Source organism: Pseudomonadota bacterium (genome assembly GCA_039193195.1).
Classification (GTDB): domain Bacteria; phylum Pseudomonadota; class Gammaproteobacteria; order Steroidobacterales; family JBCBZW01; genus JBCBZW01.
Genome location: JBCCWS010000074.1, coordinates 1 through 15,227, shown reverse-complemented (window position 1 = coordinate 15,227; position 15,227 = coordinate 1). Strand labels below are relative to the sequence as shown.

The window sequence follows — 15,227 nt, the reverse complement described above, 5'->3', positions numbered from 1 at the left end:
TGCATGAGCGACCCCAACACTCGGAAAACGCCGGCCTCAACCCTGAGAACGCCTCACAGGCACTCGCTCAGCTGCGGTCAACGCCCTACGATCTCATCTCAGGGGCTCAACGCCACACCTCATGAATAAAGCAGGCTAGCGACCCGCGTGGATCAACCACTGAGCATCGCTGAGCAGACACATGCCGCCGTAGCGCTCGAGGATGGGCCGTACGCGGTCCAGGATGGCTTGCGCGGCGTCGTCGTCTTCGGCGGCGACGATGAAGACGCAGTTCTCGTCCGTGTCAGTCACGTCGTCGGCGCGTCGATAGCCACGGTCGCCACTGCCGCCCGCGTGCATGAGGAAGGTGTAGCCGTCCGCGCCGGCCTCGTGCAGGGCTCGTATGAGGCGCTCCATCTGCGAGCGTTCCAGAACGATTTCGAGTCGCTTGCAAGGACGCATGAGTCTTCCCTCCTCAGCCCGCGAACGAGCGTATCAGGTGATGGAACAGGGGGATCCCAAAGAGAATATTGAACGGGAAGGTAATGGCCAAGGACATGGTCAGGTAGATACCTGGATTGGCGTTCGGCAGGGCCAGGCGCATGGCGGCGGGCACGGCGATGTAGGAGGCGCTAGCGCCCAGGATGGCGAGCAATAGCGCGTCTCCCTCCGAGAGTCCGAGCAGTAGCGCCAGGGCCAGGGCGACGCCGCCGTTGAGCAGGGCGAAGCCCAGGGCCAGGCCTCCCATGGCGATGGGCGACACACCCAAGGCGCGGCCGCGGGGATCCGCGATGTCGCGCAGGCGGCGGGCGGCCACTAATCCCATATCCAACAGGAACAGGCATAGCATGCCGACGAAGGGGGTCTTCACGAACGGCTGTAGCTGAGCCATGCCCCGCTCGCCGCTGACCCAACCGATCAGCAAACTGCCGAGGATGAGCACCACCGATCCGTTTAGGAACGCCTCGCGCAGTAGGGTGCTGAGGCCCATGTCTTCCTCGCCCTTGTCGCCTTCATCGGCTGTACCGCCCACGAGGCGATACAGGAACAGCCCGACGACGATGGCCGGAGCCTCCATGAGCGCCATGGCGGCCACGAAGTGTCCTCCCCAAGGGATATGAACACTGTCGAGGTAGTTGGTCGCCGTGACGAAGGTGACCGCGCTGATGGAGCCGTAGGTGGCTGCGATCGCGGCGGCATCCGCCTTATCGAACCAGCGCGAGACGATGAAGAACACGTAGACCGGTACCAGCGCTGCAAGGGCGAGGGCGGCGCCTAGGGCAGCGAACACCTCGGGCGACAGGGCGCTGCCCGAGAGCGATACGCCGCCCTTGAAGCCGATGGCGAGCAGCAGATACACGGACACGGCTCGCGCCACGGGATTGGGCACATCCAGATCAGAGCGTGCGAAGGTGGCGAACGCACCTAGGAAGAAGAATAGGAGTGGGGGTGAGGTGATGTTGCTTAGAAATGCGCTACTCATCGCTTGGCCTTGGATCTTCACCGGTGTCGAGGGGGCTGGCACCGATTCGCAAGCCCACCGCTGCCGTGGCCAGAACGTTGCCGTCGAGCAGCCAGCTCGCAAGACCGGGCTGCACCAGCGTGTACAGGCGGTGGCGACCCTGGCGCGACTCGATCACCAGTCGGTGCGCGCGCAGTTGGGAGAGGTGCTGGGACACACGGCTCGCGGGTAACGCGAGTTCCTGCGCCATGCTGCCGACGTCTATCTCCCCCGCCCGCGCCATCAGCTGGATCAACTGCACGCGATCTGGGTGCGCCAGCACCTTCAACAGTCGAGTGATCTCGTCAACTTCCGCCACGCTTCGCGCCATGCGTTCCCATCCAGCACCCGTTCCGTCCATGGGGTACTTCGCAGGTGGCACCCCCGGCGAGCAGTCCGCTAGCGTCCGCGTTGGCGCTCGCCAGGTCTGCTGCGGGGCAGCACTGTGGAGTAGCTCAACCGATTTATAAAATTCAAAGTATCTAAGGAATCGTTCTGTTTATAATATGAACACGATGGCGCGTCTTAACTACAACCATCTTCACTACTTTTGGGCTGTGGCCAACAACGGCAACCTCACGCAGGCTGCGCAGGAACTGCACGTCTCGCAGTCGTCCCTGTCGTTGCAGATCAAGAAGCTCGAACAGCAGCTTGGCCACGACCTGTTCCTGCGCGAGGGCAAACGGCTGATCCTGACCGAAGCGGGGAGGGTGGCCCTCGAGCACGCGAACGTGATCTTTGCGAACGGCGCGGAACTCACGAGCTCCCTGCAGGAGGGCACGCGGCTCAGTAAGGTGCTACGAGTGGGGGCCCTCTCCACCCTGTCGCGAAACCTGTAGATTCGCTTTCTGGCGCCGCTATTGGCGCGCGACGATGTGCGCATTGTGGTGCGCTCGGGCACCCTGGACTATCTGTTGGACGGCTTGGAGAGCCACCGCTTGGACGTGGTGCTCTCCAACCATGTGCCAGCGCGCGACGCGGCTACCCGCTGGAACGCCCACACGATCGACCGCCAACCGGTAGCCCTTATCGCGGCGCCCGGTATCGGGAATCCCGAGCTGTCGGTCGTGGAGTTGCTGAGCCGCTACCCAATCGCGGTGCCGACCCGTGAGAGCTCAATGCGCGTGGAGTTCGATGCTCTGGTCGATCGCCTCGAATTGCACCCCAGACTGTTGGCCGAGGTAGATGATATGGCCCTGCTACGCCTGATGGCGCGACAGGCGCGATCGCTCGTGCTGGTCCCGCCGATCGTCGTCGCCGATGAGCTTGAATCTGGCGAGCTACACGTGCTGGCGAACCTGCCGGGATGCTTCGAGACGTTTTCGGCCCTACGGGTGGAGCGCCAGTTTCCGAACGAGTTACTCCGCGAGCTTTTCATTACGCCCTCAGGAAACTAGCGGTAACTGGCATCGCAGCTGCGTACGACCCTGGAGCAAGCCACCCAAGGCGGCTTCCTACCGCATATCTCCTGGCGGTCGCAGCTGGATCGGGCCTCATCGAGCGCCCGCCTACTGATGCAGCGTTGCTAGCTGCGTCTCAACATACCGGTAGGATCCAGCGGTAAGCCACGCGATGCCGAAGGCGAGCAATGCCCAGAACTCAACCCAGTAGATCACCCGATCACCGCTTACCCAGCACAGTGCGTAGGCAGCACCGATTCCCAGGCTGATCACCATCGCCACAAGGCACGCAGCGTAGATCCCCACGCGGCACCACACGGTGATAAAGGGGACGGGGGCGTCAGTTGGCTTTCGCAGGGTCATCGCGGGCAGCTTGCCTAGGGCGTGGCGGATGAAGTTAACGACCAGCACAACAAGGCAGAGCAGGAGTACGACCGCGCATACCGTATGGGCCGTGGAGACGTGCTGGCCCAGCCAGTCGAGGTATCCCGGTAGGCAACCCTCGTTGGGGAGCGGGCATGCGCCAGAGGGGCAACTCGGGGGCGGGGGGCCGCCGCTGCATCGGTGAGTCGGCAGGGGGCAGGTGGGGAAGAACGCCACCCCGAAGCTGGTCAGGCAAGCGACCTTGGTGGTCCAGAAGTCCACGGGGCCGCGCCCGTTGTAGGCGACCAAGAAGGCGAAGATGATGTAGAGCGAGCCGACGAAGAAGTCGCGCGCCCCGGTCCAATAGGAATGACTTACGGTCGGCAGCAGCGGTTCCCCGGCGATCCCTTGCACGAGGCCAGCAAGGAAGATCGCCACCAGCCCGATGAGAAAGCGCAGCCACAGGTAGCTGAACACAACGTTCTCGTCCTGGTCCGCGGCGTTGGGCTTGTCCATCGGTGTTCCGCTCCGAAAATCCTACACGCTCACATCGAGTGTATCGAGCGACCAGAATCTCTCACGCTGGACAGTGAGGGGCCGACTTCTCGCAGACGCTCCGCGAGCAAACCCGAGAGTCTGGCGCGTATGTGTCGAGCACAGATCCTAGCATCCGAGTAGGCCGGCCTATGCCATCACTAAGGCCGGCCATGGCCTCGTCCAGTGGCTGCCAGCTGCGCTTGCAGCGGTTGCACGGTGGGGAAGTCGGCTGAGCTTGTGCCGCCGCCGAAGATAGCGTTTCGCTGCGCATCCACCTGGCGTCCCTAGCAGAGGCTATCGAAGTCCCTGCCGCCCCGCAGGGTGGAGAAGAGCAGCCTGCGACCGGCGGGGTCGAAGACCGCGAGCTACACGTCCCGCGTGGTGGGTTCTAGCGTTTGCAAGGGCGCCCCGACCGAGCCTGACTGGAGTATCCCGAGCAAGTCGTTTCCGACCACGTTCGCCGGCCGACTGCCGTCGGTTAGGGTCAAGCGCTGCGCTTGCAGTCCGGTGCAGAAGCCGACGCGCGGTGGCGCGGCTTTCGGTTCTTTGGGAGCGCGGAGTGGAGCTTTCGGTATGCGCGGCGTCAAGCGAGACTTGACCGTATCGAGGAGTGAGAGCGGCCCACTAGCGCCGATGGAGCGCTTAATCTTCCACACCCTCCATGCTCTCGTAGGTGCGCTGGCCCGCGGAGTAGGCGATGATCAGTACGGCCTGCGCGTCGCCTCGGCATCGCGCCTGATGAGTGGTGCCCTGGGCGACGTATACCGTATCGCCCGCGCGCGCCGCCAACCACTGCTTCCCGACGCGGATCTCCAACTCGCCTGCCACAACGTGGATCGCCTCATTGGCATTGCTGTGGCGGTGCGCGGGGCTCGTGCAACCTGGGCTAACGGTCATGCGGGCAAGGGAGAGGTCGGCCCCTCGGTGCGAGGCGTCTTCTACCAACCAACGCATGGTGCCCCAACTCTCGATCTGCACGTCATGCCTCCTGCGGCGGTCCGGGTTGGTAGGAAAGGCGCTGGGTGCTCGGTGCAAGCGCGCCAGCGGGCAGTCATTCTGTGCCGCGGGCAGCACGACGGCAACTCGCGCGCAAAGACGGTCGGGCAGTCGAGTCGCCGCGCAAATCGGCAGTCTTGGCCGATCAACACCGTCGTGAGCGCCAAGGTCGTGGTAGCATTTTCGCCACTCAAGTCGACTTCCCATTCTGAGAGCGACTTACGGTGACTATCAATAGGGATGAACCGTCCGTGCTGCTTGCCGCGGGCCCCAGCGGCGCGGTTTACGCGCAGCGCTTGTGGCAGGAACTGAGTTTCCGCGGGTACCTAGTAAATAAAATAGCATCAGAGCCAAGCCTGCGTGACGCCGAGATCGACGGTTCCGTTCGCGCCGTGCTCGTCATCGCTACCGATGACGCCGATGATGGCGGTACCCTGCGCGCCGCGGTGGCGTGGGCTCGCGCCAATGAGCGCCCCGTGCTGCCGCTATTGCTATCCGGTGAACCCTGGGCACAGCTGGCTGACCTGAACTTCACTGACGTGCGCGGGGAAGCGCTACCAAGCGGCGCCTTCTTTCAGCGCATCGACGATAGCGTGCAAGAGGCGGAAACCTCCCTGTCAGAGGGCGCCTGGGCGCTGCTGCAGCAGGGTATGTGGCAAGCGGCCCTGCGGGGCTTCGCCCAACGAGTCGCGGCCTCACGCGATGACAGCAACGCGCTTATCGGAAGGGGTTTCAGCGCCCTGGGCTTAGGCCGCTACGAGCAAGCGCTGGGCTCCTTCGAGCGCGCCTTGGCGCGCGAACCAGCCAGCATGGTCGCGCTGGCAGGACGCGGCGAGGCGTTGGTCGGACTCGGCGACCTGGAGCCTGCGCGCGCGGCCCTCTCTCGAGTGTTGGAACGTGCGCCGGACGCGAAGCGAAGCGCGCTTCCACTCAGCCAGGCGCTCGCAGGGCTGGGACAGCCGGAAACGGCGCTGGAGATCCTGCAAAGAGCGTTCCCGGAGTCGGCGATCGACGAGCCATTCGTAAGCGCGATGGCCTCGCGATTGGCAAAGCTCAACGCTAGCTCCGATGCCTTTCACGAAGAAATGCCGATAGAACGCTTCCTGGCGCTGCTGCCCTCGAATTCCGAGGTTGAGCGCTGTCGCGCGATGCTATTGGAAAGAATGGGTAAGCGTCAGCAGGCCCGCCGCGCCCGGCGTCGCGCCGTCAGCATCGCGCTCGCAGATGGTCCGCCCACCAGCGCGATAGGCCCCGACCGCGAGAGTGGTGTGCCTACCGGCGCGGCAGTGTTCATCTCGTACTCTCGGGACGATCGGGAGTACGTCAGGCAATTGGTCGATTGGCTCACGCAGGCCCAGGTGCCGGTGTGGTTCGATGATGCGATCCGAACGGGCGATCAGTGGATGCGCGATATCGAAGATCGCCTGCGCGCTGCCGCTGCGGTGGTGGTGGTCGTTTCGCCATCGGCGCTGGATTCTACCTGGGTAAGGCGTGAGCTCCTCCTCGCCGACCGGTTGCAGATCCCGATCCTCCCGCTGCTGCTGGCGGGAGAGCCGATCTCGTTGCTGCTAGACCTACAACACGTCGATGTGAGCGGTGAGCGGTTGCCGCAGGCGGACTGGCTGGTGCAGCTACGTGGCCTCATCGGGGCGCGGCCTCAAGTGACGACGAGTCCTGCGGATGCGCATTTCCAAGCCGGAGAAGCGCTGCTCAAGCTGCTGCGCGTGCGCGACGCCCTGCGTGAGTTCAATCGCGGCATCGCGGCTGACCCGCAACACGCGGACTGCTACGTCGGGCGCGGCTCCGCCCTAACGCAGGTGGGTGCGCTAGCCGCCAGAGACAGTGAGCAGGAGCATCCGATGCTTCCTTGGATCAACCGTGCGTTGGAAGCCTACGAGCAGGCGATCGCGCTGGAGCCGACCAACGGCAACGGTCACCTAGGCCGAGCCGTGATGCTGATGAACCTCGATCGCGCGGACGAAAGTCGCGAGGCCGTGAGAACCGCGGTGCGGGTGGATCCCGCCAACGCCGACGTGCGCTCGACCTGGGGCGCTTACCTGGTTCAGGAGGGACGTTTCGAGGAAGCCATCGAGCACTTCGAGGCTGCTCTGCGCCTCAATCCGCGCCATTCCCAAGCGTTTCAGAACCGCGCCTACGCGCTGCATCAGCTTGGGCGCGAGGATGAGGATGAAGAGGCGTTTTGGATCGCCGCTGGGTACATGGAGAAGCCGCAGTTGTACGAGGTGAAGCGCGCAGCGCGGGGGCTGGGGCGGCGCCTTAAGCGGATGCTGTCCCGACACGCATAGGGGTCCTGCGGTGGCCGACCCGTCGGGGCTACCACCGCATGGGAACGGGCTGCCTACTCAGGCTGCCAGTTGGGCACGCGGCCCGGTGTGAACGGCACGGCCAGTCTTTCCGCGTCTTGCTCTAGATTCTCGAGCATGCTGTCGATGCGCTTGAGCTCCTGCAGGGCGCCGGAGAATTCCTGGGCGGCGATGTCGTAGGCCTGGCGATGTGTGCTGGTGACGGGCGCGTAGGAATCCCAGTGTCCGAACTGGATGCTGCCGACGCGATTCGTGATCGGCCAGGGCACGGGCTCCGCCCGACGCGCAACGGTGGCATCGCCATTCATGACCACCTTGAGATCCGCTAACGCCGCCACGATCGCCCGCAGTTGCTGCTGTTGGCTCTCGGTTGGCGCCATCGTATCGGTGAAGCCTCGCTTCAGGTGGGCGAGGCGCCTATCCATCTCGCCGATATACTTCGCAGCACCGTCCACGGCACGGGATAGGCGATGGGTCTTGCGCTGGAACGCCACAACCTCATCGAGGTCGTCAGCGATGATGCCACCCTGGTCGAGGCGCTTGACGGTAAAGGTCTGCGCGTCGCCCAGCTCGGTTAGCTCACCACCTTGGCGGACGGCTAGGGAAACCGTGTACTCACCTGGCACGACCATCGGCCCGGCGGGTGCAGGCCACCAGGGCGGGCGCTCCCCGAGGGCGTTGAGGTTCACGGGGTCGGCGGCGGGCATGCGAAGGTCCCACGCCACTCGGTGCAGGCCCTTGCCCTTGGGGCCTGAGATGCGGCGAACGACGTTGTCATCGGCATCGCGCACGGTGAGTACTACGCTCGGTGCCTCCTCGCGGTCTTCTGCACGAAGCTCATCCCAGGACGGGTAAGGCGTATCGGCACCGCTCTTCTCAAGCTTGCGCTCGGCCTCGCGACGCATCTCGCGCAGGGTCTTGTAGCCATCCTTCAAGTGGTAGGTGAACACAGCGCCGAAGGTGGGGTTGGGGGCGGCGTAGCGGCCGGTCCCCGGCGAGTCGCCGTCGTAACGCTCGAAGAACGCCCAGGGGTCTTTGACTGGGAACAGGATGGCGTCGGCGCTCTGCATGTCCGCCGCGTTGGTGCGCAAGGGGCTGTAGTCATCGAGGATGTAGATACCGCGGCCGAAGCTTGCCACCACGAGGTCGCCTTCGCGACGCTGGATCTCCAGGTCGCGCACGGCGATTGTCGGGAAGCCGCCCTTCAGCGCCGCCCAGTGCTTGCCACCGTCTTGGGTCACGTAGAGGCCAAACTCCGTGCCCACGAAGAGCAGCTCTGGGTCGACGTGGTCTTGGATGATCGTGTGCGCCGTGCCGCGCTCGGGCAGGTCGCCGGTTATGCTCTTCCAGGTTTGCCCACGGTCCGTCGACTTGAAGACGTAGGGGCGGAAGTCGCCGCGCTTGTGGTTGTCGAACACGGCGTAGGCTGTGTCGGCGTCGTGCAGGTCGGCGATGAGGTCCTCGACCAGGGACATGTTCGGTACGCCGATGATGCTAGAAACAGATCGCCAGCCCTCGCCGCCGTTCTCGCTGACCTGGATCAGCCCGTCGTCCGTGCCCGCGTAGAGGAGGCCTTCCACCAGTGGGCTCTCATCGAGGGCGACGAGCGAGCCGTACACCGAGGTCGACGCGTTCTTGGCGATCGAGTCCACGGACCAGATCCTGCCCATCACTTCGAGCTCGTTGCGATCGAGCTGGCGCGTGAGGTTACCGCTCACTGGCGTCCAGCTGTCGCCGCGGTCATCGGAACGAAACAGCTTCTCGGCGCCGTAATACAGGCGTGCGGGATCGTGCGGGCTGATGATCAGCGGCGCATTCCAGTTCCAGCGCAGGGCCGGTTCGCCCGGGCCGGGCTGGGGCGCGATGTATACCGCGTTGCCCGTCTTCATGTCGTAGCGAGCGAGGCCGCCGTACTGGTACTGGCTGTAGACGATCGACGGGTCCGTCGGGTCGATCTGCGGCTTGAAGCCGTCACCACCCAGGGTGAAGGTCCAGTCGTCATTGGTGATGCCGCGGGAGAAGGTGGTACGCACGGGGGCGCCCAAGGTGTTGTTGTCTTGGGTGCCGCCATAGACCGAGTAAAAGGGGAAGCCATTATCCGGCGTGGCGCGGTAGAACTGGGTCAGCGGTAGGTTTCGGGCATGGCGCCAGGTCTGGCCCCTATCGAAACTCTCGTAGACGCCGCCATCACCGCCGATGCGGATGTGCTGGGTGTCCTCGGCGTCGATCCAAATTGCGTGGTCGTCGACATGCTTAGCTTTGAACGACAGTCTTTTGAATGACTTACCACCATCTTCTGAGACACTGGTGAAGGTGTCGAGAGAGTACACGCGGTCGCTGTCGTAGGGATCGACGGTGATCTCGTTGTAGTACTGGGCGCTGGTGGTCTTGTAGCCCGAGCGCTTCTCCCAGGTCTCACCGAAGTCCATCGAGCGGTAGACGCCACCCTCGCCGTCGAGGCCTTCGACAATGGCGTAGAGGATGTTGGGGTTCGATGGCGCGGACGCGAGGCCGATGCGGCCGAGGTCGTTCTTGCCTGGTAAGCCGCCCGCGAGCTTGCGCCAGGTTTTGCCGCCGTCGGTAGACTTGTGCACGCCGCTGCCTGGGCCGCCATTGATCAAGGTCCACACGGCGCGGTGGCGTTGGTAGGTGGAGACGACAATGTGGTCCGGGTTGTCCGGGTGCACCACGAACTCATTGGCCCCCGTATAGTCGTTTACGTGCAGCAGGCGCTCCCAGCTCTGGCCGGCGTCGCTGGAGCGGTAGAAGCCGCGGTGACCGCCCCCATTCCACAAGGGGCCCTGAGCGGCCACGTAGACGATGTCCGGATCCTTCGGGTGAAAGCCGATCTGACTGATGTGCTCGGAGCTCTCCAAGCCCATCTTCTCGAAGCTGCGGCCGCCGTCGACGGAGCGGTAGATGCCGTCACCGTAGGCGACGCTGCGCTGGCTGTTGTTCTCGCCCGTGCCAACCCACACCACCAGAGGGTTGCGCGGGTCGAGGGTGACGGTGCCGATCGAGTAGCTGCCGTAGCCATCGAATACGGGCGTCCAGGTGATGCCATCGTTCTTCGTCAGCCATAGGCCACCGGAAGCCGTGGCGGCAAAGTAGTGATGCTGGTTCTCCGGATGCACGGCGAACTCGACCACGCGTCCCGAGGTGACGGCTGGCCCGAGGTTGCGCAGCTTCAGGCCATTGAAGGCCGCTAGCGGCTCCTCTGCCTGAGCGCTCGCTGCGAGCAGGGCTGCCGCCAGAGCAGAAATTCCAAAGGACGCGAGAAAGCGCATGTAACCTCCAGTTATTCAGAAATTTTTTCTAGACTTGCAGGCCGCTCCGTGCGGCCGAGATAGCATCGTGCCCTCGACAGACAGCAGACAAGTGTAGCGGCCCGCGCTCGCGCACGCGCGTCTGGGCTCGAGACGGAGTTGCGCTGCGGGCTCGAAGGGTCGCGCCCAGTGCGGGCATCAGGCGTAGAACTCTGGCCGGCGGTCGTCGTGGACGTGGTTGGCGGGGGTGATGTACTTGCCGTCGGCCTCGGCGGGGTCGATCGCCGCCACGCACACCTGCTCGGCGTCGCCTGAGCACCGGAACAGCAGCTCGCCCTTCGGCGTCGTGAGCTGGCTTTGGCCGGTGAAGTCGAGCGTGCCGTGCGGGCGCCGGTCCTCACCGAAACGATTGGCGGTGGCCGCGAACACGCGGTTCTCGATCGAGCGGGTGATCATGGCTTGCTGACAGAAGGTCAGCACGAGGTTGCTCGGATGACACAGGACTTGGGCGCCGCGCAGGGCCAGGGTGCGTGCTACCTCTGGGAAGACCCAGTCAAAGCACACCATCATGCCGATGCGTGCCCCCGCCACCTCGTGCACGCGAAGGGGCTGATCGCCCGGGTCGAAGATGGCGGTCTCCGTGTTGAACAGGTGCAGTTTGCGATAGCAATCGATCAAGCCCTCGGGGCCGATCAGCAAGGCGCTGTTGAAGAGCTTCTCGCCAGCGCGCTCGGCAAAGCCCGTGACCAGATGGAACCTTCGTTCGCCGCACAGCTGCACGAGCCTCATCAGCGTGGGGGAGTCGTCGAGCGGTTCGGCAAGTGCCAAGGCCTCGGCCCGGTCCGCGAAGTGGTAACCGGTGAAGGGGAGCTCAGGTAAGACCAGCAGGTCCGCCTCGATGTTCGCGAGGGCCTCGCATACTCGCTCGCGGTTGCGGCCAACGTCACCAAAGGTTGGGTGAAACTGGAGGGTCCCGACCCGCAGGCGGCCACTCCCGCCGTCGCTAGCCGCCATTACTTCTCCTTCTTGCGAGAGACAGCCTGACGCACTTGGTCGACCGACTCGCTGCTCTCCAGAGCGTAGAGCGTCTCCGGCTGACAGACGACGCCGCCCCGGCCCACGAGGGTGCCCGTGCGGGCGCTTGGGTTCACGATGCCGATGTTGTCCAGTGAGCCCGTGCCCGCGTTGAACCCGGCGCTGGAGAACGGATCGACGAAGATCAGCGTATCGATGCGCGGCTGGAACTTGGCCCCCACGTTCTCCGACACCACCACGCTGTTCGGTTGCAAACCGCGACAGGGGGTGGAGAGCACGAGGAGGTAGGGGCGACCCGCCTCGATCAAGATCATGCGATTGTTGACGGGCTTGATCGAGCGCACCCGCGACCAGCGAAGGGAGTCGACGGCCTGCGAATTCGGGGGCACCACCACTAGGTCGCGGCGACGCTGGGCGTCCGCCGCATCGCTGCTGGTGGCGCAACCGGCGGCCAAGGCCGTCACCAGCACCGCGAGGCCGAGCAGCAGCGTGAGGGAAGCGGAGCGTCGCAAAGGCGCGCTTGCCATGAAATCTCCTGGGCTGAGGTCAAAAGAGAGGCGCGCGGCAGTGTCGGCGAGCGCGCCGCCCACGAACGTTAGGACCCTGCCGCGGCGTCCCCGTTCAACTGATCCGTGCCCGTCAGTGTACCGCGCGGGCTCGCCCCACGCGGTACGAAGCCACGGTGCCTGAATCGGTTTCGGCGCTGTGCTAGCGTCGATGCCATGATCGGTGCCAGTGATTACTTAAAGCGGATCCTCACCGCACGCGTCTACGACGTGGCGGATCGTACGCCGCTGGAACCGGCGGCGGAGCTGTCGGCGCGCCTTGCAAATCACGTCTGGCTCAAGCGTGAAGATCTGCAGCCGGTCTTCTCCTTCAAACTACGCGGTGCCTACAACCGCATCGTCAACCTCTCGAGCGAACAGCGGTCGCAGGGGGTGATCTGCAGCTCGGCGGGTAATCACGCGCAGGGCGTGGCGCTCGCCGCCCAACGCCTCGACCTGCGTGCTGTCATCGTGATGCCCGTCACCACACCGCGGATCAAGCTGGAAGCGGTTTGTCGACTCGACGGTGAGGTCGTCTTGCAGGGGGAGACCTACGACGATGCCTACGCGCACGCGCGTCACCTTGCCGAACGCGATGGCTTCACGTTCATCCATCCCTTCGATGACCCGGACGTCATTGCTGGCCAGGGCACGATCGCGATGGAGATACTGGGCCAGCACCCAGGCAAGATCGACGCGATCTTCGTGCCCATCGGCGGCGGCGGCTTAGCGGCTGGCATCGCGATCTACGTCAAGGCGCTGATGCCAGGCACACGACTGATCGGCGTTGAGCCGCGCGACGCGGCGAGCATGCAAGCTGCCCTGGCGGCGGGGGCGCCGGTGACGCTCGAGCACGTGGGGATCTTCGCCGACGGTGTTGCCGTGCGGCGCGTCGGCGATGAGACCTTCCGCCTGTGCCAGGCGTATCTCGATGAGGTAGTGACGGTGGACACGGATCAGATCTGTGCGGCCATCCGCGATATCTTCGAGGCCACGCGCAGCGTAGTGGAGCCCGCTGGCGCCCTAGCGGTCGCGGGCCTGAAGCGGGTCGTCGAGCGCGACGGCTTGCGACGGCGCGAGCTCGTGGCAGTGAACTGCGGCGCTAACATGAACTTCGACCGCTTGCGCCACATAGCAGAGCGCGCGTCCATCGGTGAGCAGCAGGAGATGCTGGTGGCGGTAGAGATTCCCGAGCAGCGTGGCAGTTTCCTCGACTTCTGCCGCGCTATCGGCACCCGCAACGTCACGGAGTTCTCCTACCGCTACGCGGACCCCCGGCGGGCCCACATATTCGTGGGGCTGGAACTTAGCGAGGGCGCGAGTGAGCGCGAGCAGGTGCTCACGGGGTTGCGCGAGCGCGGGTACCAAGTGCAAGACCTCAGTGATGATGAGCTCACCAAGGTGCACATCCGCCACATGATCGGCGGGGCCCGGGAGCGACCGGCGCACGAGCGTCTCTATCGCTTTGAGTTCCCAGAGAAGCCCGGTGCCCTGATGCGCTTCCTACAAGTGGTGGGCGGCGAATGGAATATCAGCTTGTTCCACTACCGCAATCATGGCTCGGATCATGGTCGCGTGCTTACGGCCCTGCAGGTGCCGATCGCCGACCGCGCCCGCTTCCACACCCACCTAGACGACCTCGGCTTTCCCCGTTGGGACGAGAGCGACAACCCCGCCTACCGGCAGTTTCTGGCGCGCGACGCGAGCGCAGGCAGCGATCAGCAGTCGTAGCCCGGTAACTCGCGGTCGAGTCGGCGCAGCAGGCACGGCCACACAAGCTGGCCACCCAGGCCGCGCGTGACCTTCTCCGCCTGAGTCTGCATGCCGTCGACGATACGCGGGTCCACCTTCACTACCTGCGAACCCGCGAGGGCCGCCACCTGAATCGCGCAGGCGTTCTGTAGGTTGTACATGGCGAGGAACGCGTCGGCGACGCTGGCGCCCACAGTGAGCAGGCCGTTGTTGCGCAGGATGTAATGAGTCTTATCGCCAAGATCAGCCACCAAGCTTGAGCGTTCGCTTTCGTTGACGGCAATACCCTCGTAGTCGTGGTAGGCGATGGAGGAGAGGGCCACCACGGCTTGCTGGGAGATGGGGAGGAGTCCGTCACGGTTGGCGGAGACGGCCACACCCGCGGTGGTGTGCGTATGCAAGACGCAGTGGATGTCCTGGCGAGCGGCGTGGATTGCCGAGTGGATGATGAATCCGGCGGGGTTCACCGCGTAGGGCGAGTCCAGCACTTTCCCCGCCTGCTGGTTGACCTTGACCAGGTTGCTCGCGCTGACCTCCTCGAAGAGCAGGCCATAGGGGTTGATGAGGAAGTGGTCTTCGGTGCCGGGCACGCGGGTGGAGGCATGGGTGAAAACGAGGTCGTCCCACCGGTTGAGGGCGATCAGGCGGTAGCAGGCGGCCAGCTCCACCCGCGCCTGCCACTCCTCGTCTGACACCTGTTCACGCACCTCGGGATGATGCAACTGACTCATCGGCATCCCCCCGAGCAGCGCGAGCGCTATAGCGCCTGGAGTACTTCGAGCACTTTGGCCGGATGATCGGCCGCCTTGGGCACGCGCTTCCAGTGCCTAAGCACCTTGCCGTCGGGCCCGATCAGCACCGTGGAGCGAATGACGCCCACCGTCTTCTTGCCGTACATATTCTTCTCCCCCCAGGCGCCGTACTTCTCCATGACCTTACGGTCGGGATCGCTCAAGAGAGTGAAGGGCAGGTCGTACTTGTCGACGAATTTGCGGTGGGAGTCGCCGTCGTCCGGTGAGATGCCGAGCACGGTGGCGCCGGTGGCCTCGATGTCCCCCCAGAGGTCGCGAAAGCCGCACGCCTCCTTGGTGCAGCCCGGGGTGTCGTCCTTCGGGTAGAAGTACACGACCACGTGCTGGCCCTTTAGGTCCTTCAGCGCCACCTTATTGCCGTCGGTGTCGCGCAGGGTAAACATGGGTGGGGCTTTGCCTTCTTCGATCATCGTTGCTCCTTGGGGCTGCTTGGCTCGCCTGTCCGTCGGCGCCGGCGCGCCTCGGCCACTGGCACCGATTGGGAAGGGCGAGCATATACCGGGCACTGCCCTCCGCGCACGGTCGCCGCTAGAATAGCCGCGCCGGCGCCTCAAGCATGTCGCCCTCGCAGCAATCGGAGCCGTCCCCCAAGTGCCCTCGCAACGCCCCAACTCCAGTTTCCTAGGCGCTCTTTGCACCTGCCTGCTGATCCTGCTCAGTGCCGCCTGCTCGCCGAGAGCGGGCGACGAGCCAGCCTCCTCTGCGCTTCCGCCAGGC

The 15,227-nt window shown here is 64.7% G+C and carries 14 protein-coding genes; 4 read left to right on the top strand and 10 right to left on the bottom strand.

The genetic code is table 11. From position 1 onward, the window contains the following. Positions 1 to 135: 135 nt before the first annotated feature. Genes AAGA68_26315 through AAGA68_26305 form a run of 3 tightly spaced genes read right to left on the bottom strand, consistent with a single transcriptional unit; the run spans position 136 to position 1,811 of the window. Positions 136 to 441 (bottom strand): transcriptional regulator, encoded by a 306-nt coding sequence (locus tag AAGA68_26315; GenBank protein MEM9388583.1) that lies wholly within the window; start codon positions 439 to 441, stop codon positions 136 to 138. Positions 442 to 454: 13 nt separating this feature from the next. Then, entirely contained in the window at positions 455 to 1,462 is a 1,008-nt protein-coding gene (locus tag AAGA68_26310) for a sodium-dependent bicarbonate transport family permease (GenBank protein ID MEM9388582.1), read from the bottom strand. After that, entirely contained in the window at positions 1,455 to 1,811 is a 357-nt protein-coding gene (locus tag AAGA68_26305; protein MEM9388581.1) for a metalloregulator ArsR/SmtB family transcription factor, read from the bottom strand. The genes AAGA68_26310 and AAGA68_26305 overlap by 8 nt, the downstream gene beginning before the upstream one ends. A 184-nt stretch (positions 1,812 to 1,995) precedes the next feature. Between AAGA68_26305 and AAGA68_26300 the strand changes: the two genes are divergently transcribed. Continuing rightward, on the top strand, positions 1,996 to 2,319 hold the full coding sequence (locus AAGA68_26300) for a LysR family transcriptional regulator (protein MEM9388580.1): 324 nt from the start codon (positions 1,996 to 1,998) through the stop codon (positions 2,317 to 2,319). 21 nt (positions 2,320 to 2,340) lie between these two features. Beyond that, a complete protein-coding gene (locus tag AAGA68_26295) occupies positions 2,341 to 2,877 on the top strand; it encodes a LysR substrate-binding domain-containing protein (protein MEM9388579.1) in 537 nt (178 codons plus the stop codon). 111 nt (positions 2,878 to 2,988) lie between these two features. Here AAGA68_26295 and AAGA68_26290 read toward each other — a convergent pair whose 3' ends face one another. Together AAGA68_26290 and AAGA68_26285 are read right to left on the bottom strand one after the other, a co-directional pair. After that, positions 2,989 to 3,759, bottom strand: coding sequence for a hypothetical protein (locus AAGA68_26290; protein MEM9388578.1), 771 nt, complete (start codon positions 3,757 to 3,759; stop codon positions 2,989 to 2,991). A 663-nt stretch (positions 3,760 to 4,422) separates the two neighbouring features. Continuing rightward, entirely contained in the window at positions 4,423 to 4,758 is a 336-nt protein-coding gene (locus tag AAGA68_26285) for a cupin domain-containing protein (protein MEM9388577.1), read from the bottom strand. A 242-nt stretch (positions 4,759 to 5,000) separates the two neighbouring features. Here AAGA68_26285 and AAGA68_26280 point away from each other — a divergent pair, with 242 nt between their 5' ends. Further along, positions 5,001 to 7,082, top strand: a complete 2,082-nt coding sequence (locus AAGA68_26280; protein ID MEM9388576.1) for a tetratricopeptide repeat protein — start codon at positions 5,001 to 5,003, stop codon at positions 7,080 to 7,082. Between the two features lie 53 nt (positions 7,083 to 7,135). On the opposite strand, the gene AAGA68_26275 is transcribed toward AAGA68_26280, so the two are convergent. The 3 genes from AAGA68_26275 to AAGA68_26265 form a co-directional block, all read right to left on the bottom strand. Beyond that, the gene (locus AAGA68_26275; GenBank protein ID MEM9388575.1) at positions 7,136 to 10,387 is read right to left on the bottom strand and encodes a glycosyl hydrolase; all 3,252 of its coding nucleotides are present in this window, start codon (positions 10,385 to 10,387) and stop codon (positions 7,136 to 7,138) included. A 177-nt stretch (positions 10,388 to 10,564) separates the two neighbouring features. Further along, on the bottom strand, positions 10,565 to 11,380 hold the full coding sequence (locus tag AAGA68_26270) for a nitrilase-related carbon-nitrogen hydrolase (protein MEM9388574.1): 816 nt from the start codon (positions 11,378 to 11,380) through the stop codon (positions 10,565 to 10,567). Continuing rightward, complete coding sequence (locus AAGA68_26265; GenBank protein ID MEM9388573.1) at positions 11,380 to 11,928, bottom strand: DUF6491 family protein; 549 nt, start codon at positions 11,926 to 11,928, stop codon at positions 11,380 to 11,382. The genes AAGA68_26270 and AAGA68_26265 overlap by 1 nt, the downstream gene beginning before the upstream one ends. Before the next feature lie 195 nt (positions 11,929 to 12,123). Here AAGA68_26265 and ilvA point away from each other — a divergent pair, with 195 nt between their 5' ends. Beyond that, positions 12,124 to 13,677 (top strand): threonine ammonia-lyase, biosynthetic, encoded by a 1,554-nt coding sequence (gene ilvA / locus AAGA68_26260; GenBank protein MEM9388572.1) that lies wholly within the window; start codon positions 12,124 to 12,126, stop codon positions 13,675 to 13,677. On the opposite strand, the gene AAGA68_26255 is transcribed toward ilvA, so the two are convergent. Together AAGA68_26255 and bcp are read right to left on the bottom strand one after the other, a co-directional pair. Further along, positions 13,665 to 14,429, bottom strand: a complete 765-nt coding sequence (locus tag AAGA68_26255) for a class II aldolase/adducin family protein (protein MEM9388571.1) — start codon at positions 14,427 to 14,429, stop codon at positions 13,665 to 13,667. The genes ilvA and AAGA68_26255 overlap by 13 nt on opposite strands. A gap of 26 nt (positions 14,430 to 14,455) precedes the next feature. Then, a complete protein-coding gene (gene bcp / locus AAGA68_26250) occupies positions 14,456 to 14,920 on the bottom strand; it encodes a thioredoxin-dependent thiol peroxidase (GenBank protein MEM9388570.1) in 465 nt (154 codons plus the stop codon). Positions 14,921 to 15,227: the final 307 nt, after the last annotated feature.

Bases quoted from the DNA above. Each gene is read 5' to 3' on its own strand.
- AAGA68_26315 (MEM9388583.1), bottom strand. From the start codon at position 441: ATGCGTCCTTGCAAGCGACTCGAAATCGTTCTGGAACGCTCGCAGATG.
- AAGA68_26310 (MEM9388582.1), bottom strand. From the start codon at position 1,462: ATGAGTAGCGCATTTCTAAGCAACATCACCTCACCCCCACTCCTATTC.
- AAGA68_26305 (MEM9388581.1), bottom strand. From the start codon at position 1,811: ATGGCGCGAAGCGTGGCGGAAGTTGACGAGATCACTCGACTGTTGAAG.
- AAGA68_26300 (MEM9388580.1), top strand. From the start codon at position 1,996: ATGGCGCGTCTTAACTACAACCATCTTCACTACTTTTGGGCTGTGGCC.
- AAGA68_26290 (MEM9388578.1), bottom strand. From the start codon at position 3,759: ATGGACAAGCCCAACGCCGCGGACCAGGACGAGAACGTTGTGTTCAGC.
- AAGA68_26275 (MEM9388575.1), bottom strand. From the start codon at position 10,387: ATGCGCTTTCTCGCGTCCTTTGGAATTTCTGCTCTGGCGGCAGCCCTG.
- AAGA68_26270 (MEM9388574.1), bottom strand. From the start codon at position 11,380: ATGGCGGCTAGCGACGGCGGGAGTGGCCGCCTGCGGGTCGGGACCCTC.
- AAGA68_26265 (MEM9388573.1), bottom strand. From the start codon at position 11,928: ATGGCAAGCGCGCCTTTGCGACGCTCCGCTTCCCTCACGCTGCTGCTC.
- ilvA (MEM9388572.1), top strand. From the start codon at position 12,124: ATGATCGGTGCCAGTGATTACTTAAAGCGGATCCTCACCGCACGCGTC.
- AAGA68_26255 (MEM9388571.1), bottom strand. From the start codon at position 14,429: ATGAGTCAGTTGCATCATCCCGAGGTGCGTGAACAGGTGTCAGACGAG.
- bcp (MEM9388570.1), bottom strand. From the start codon at position 14,920: ATGATCGAAGAAGGCAAAGCCCCACCCATGTTTACCCTGCGCGACACC.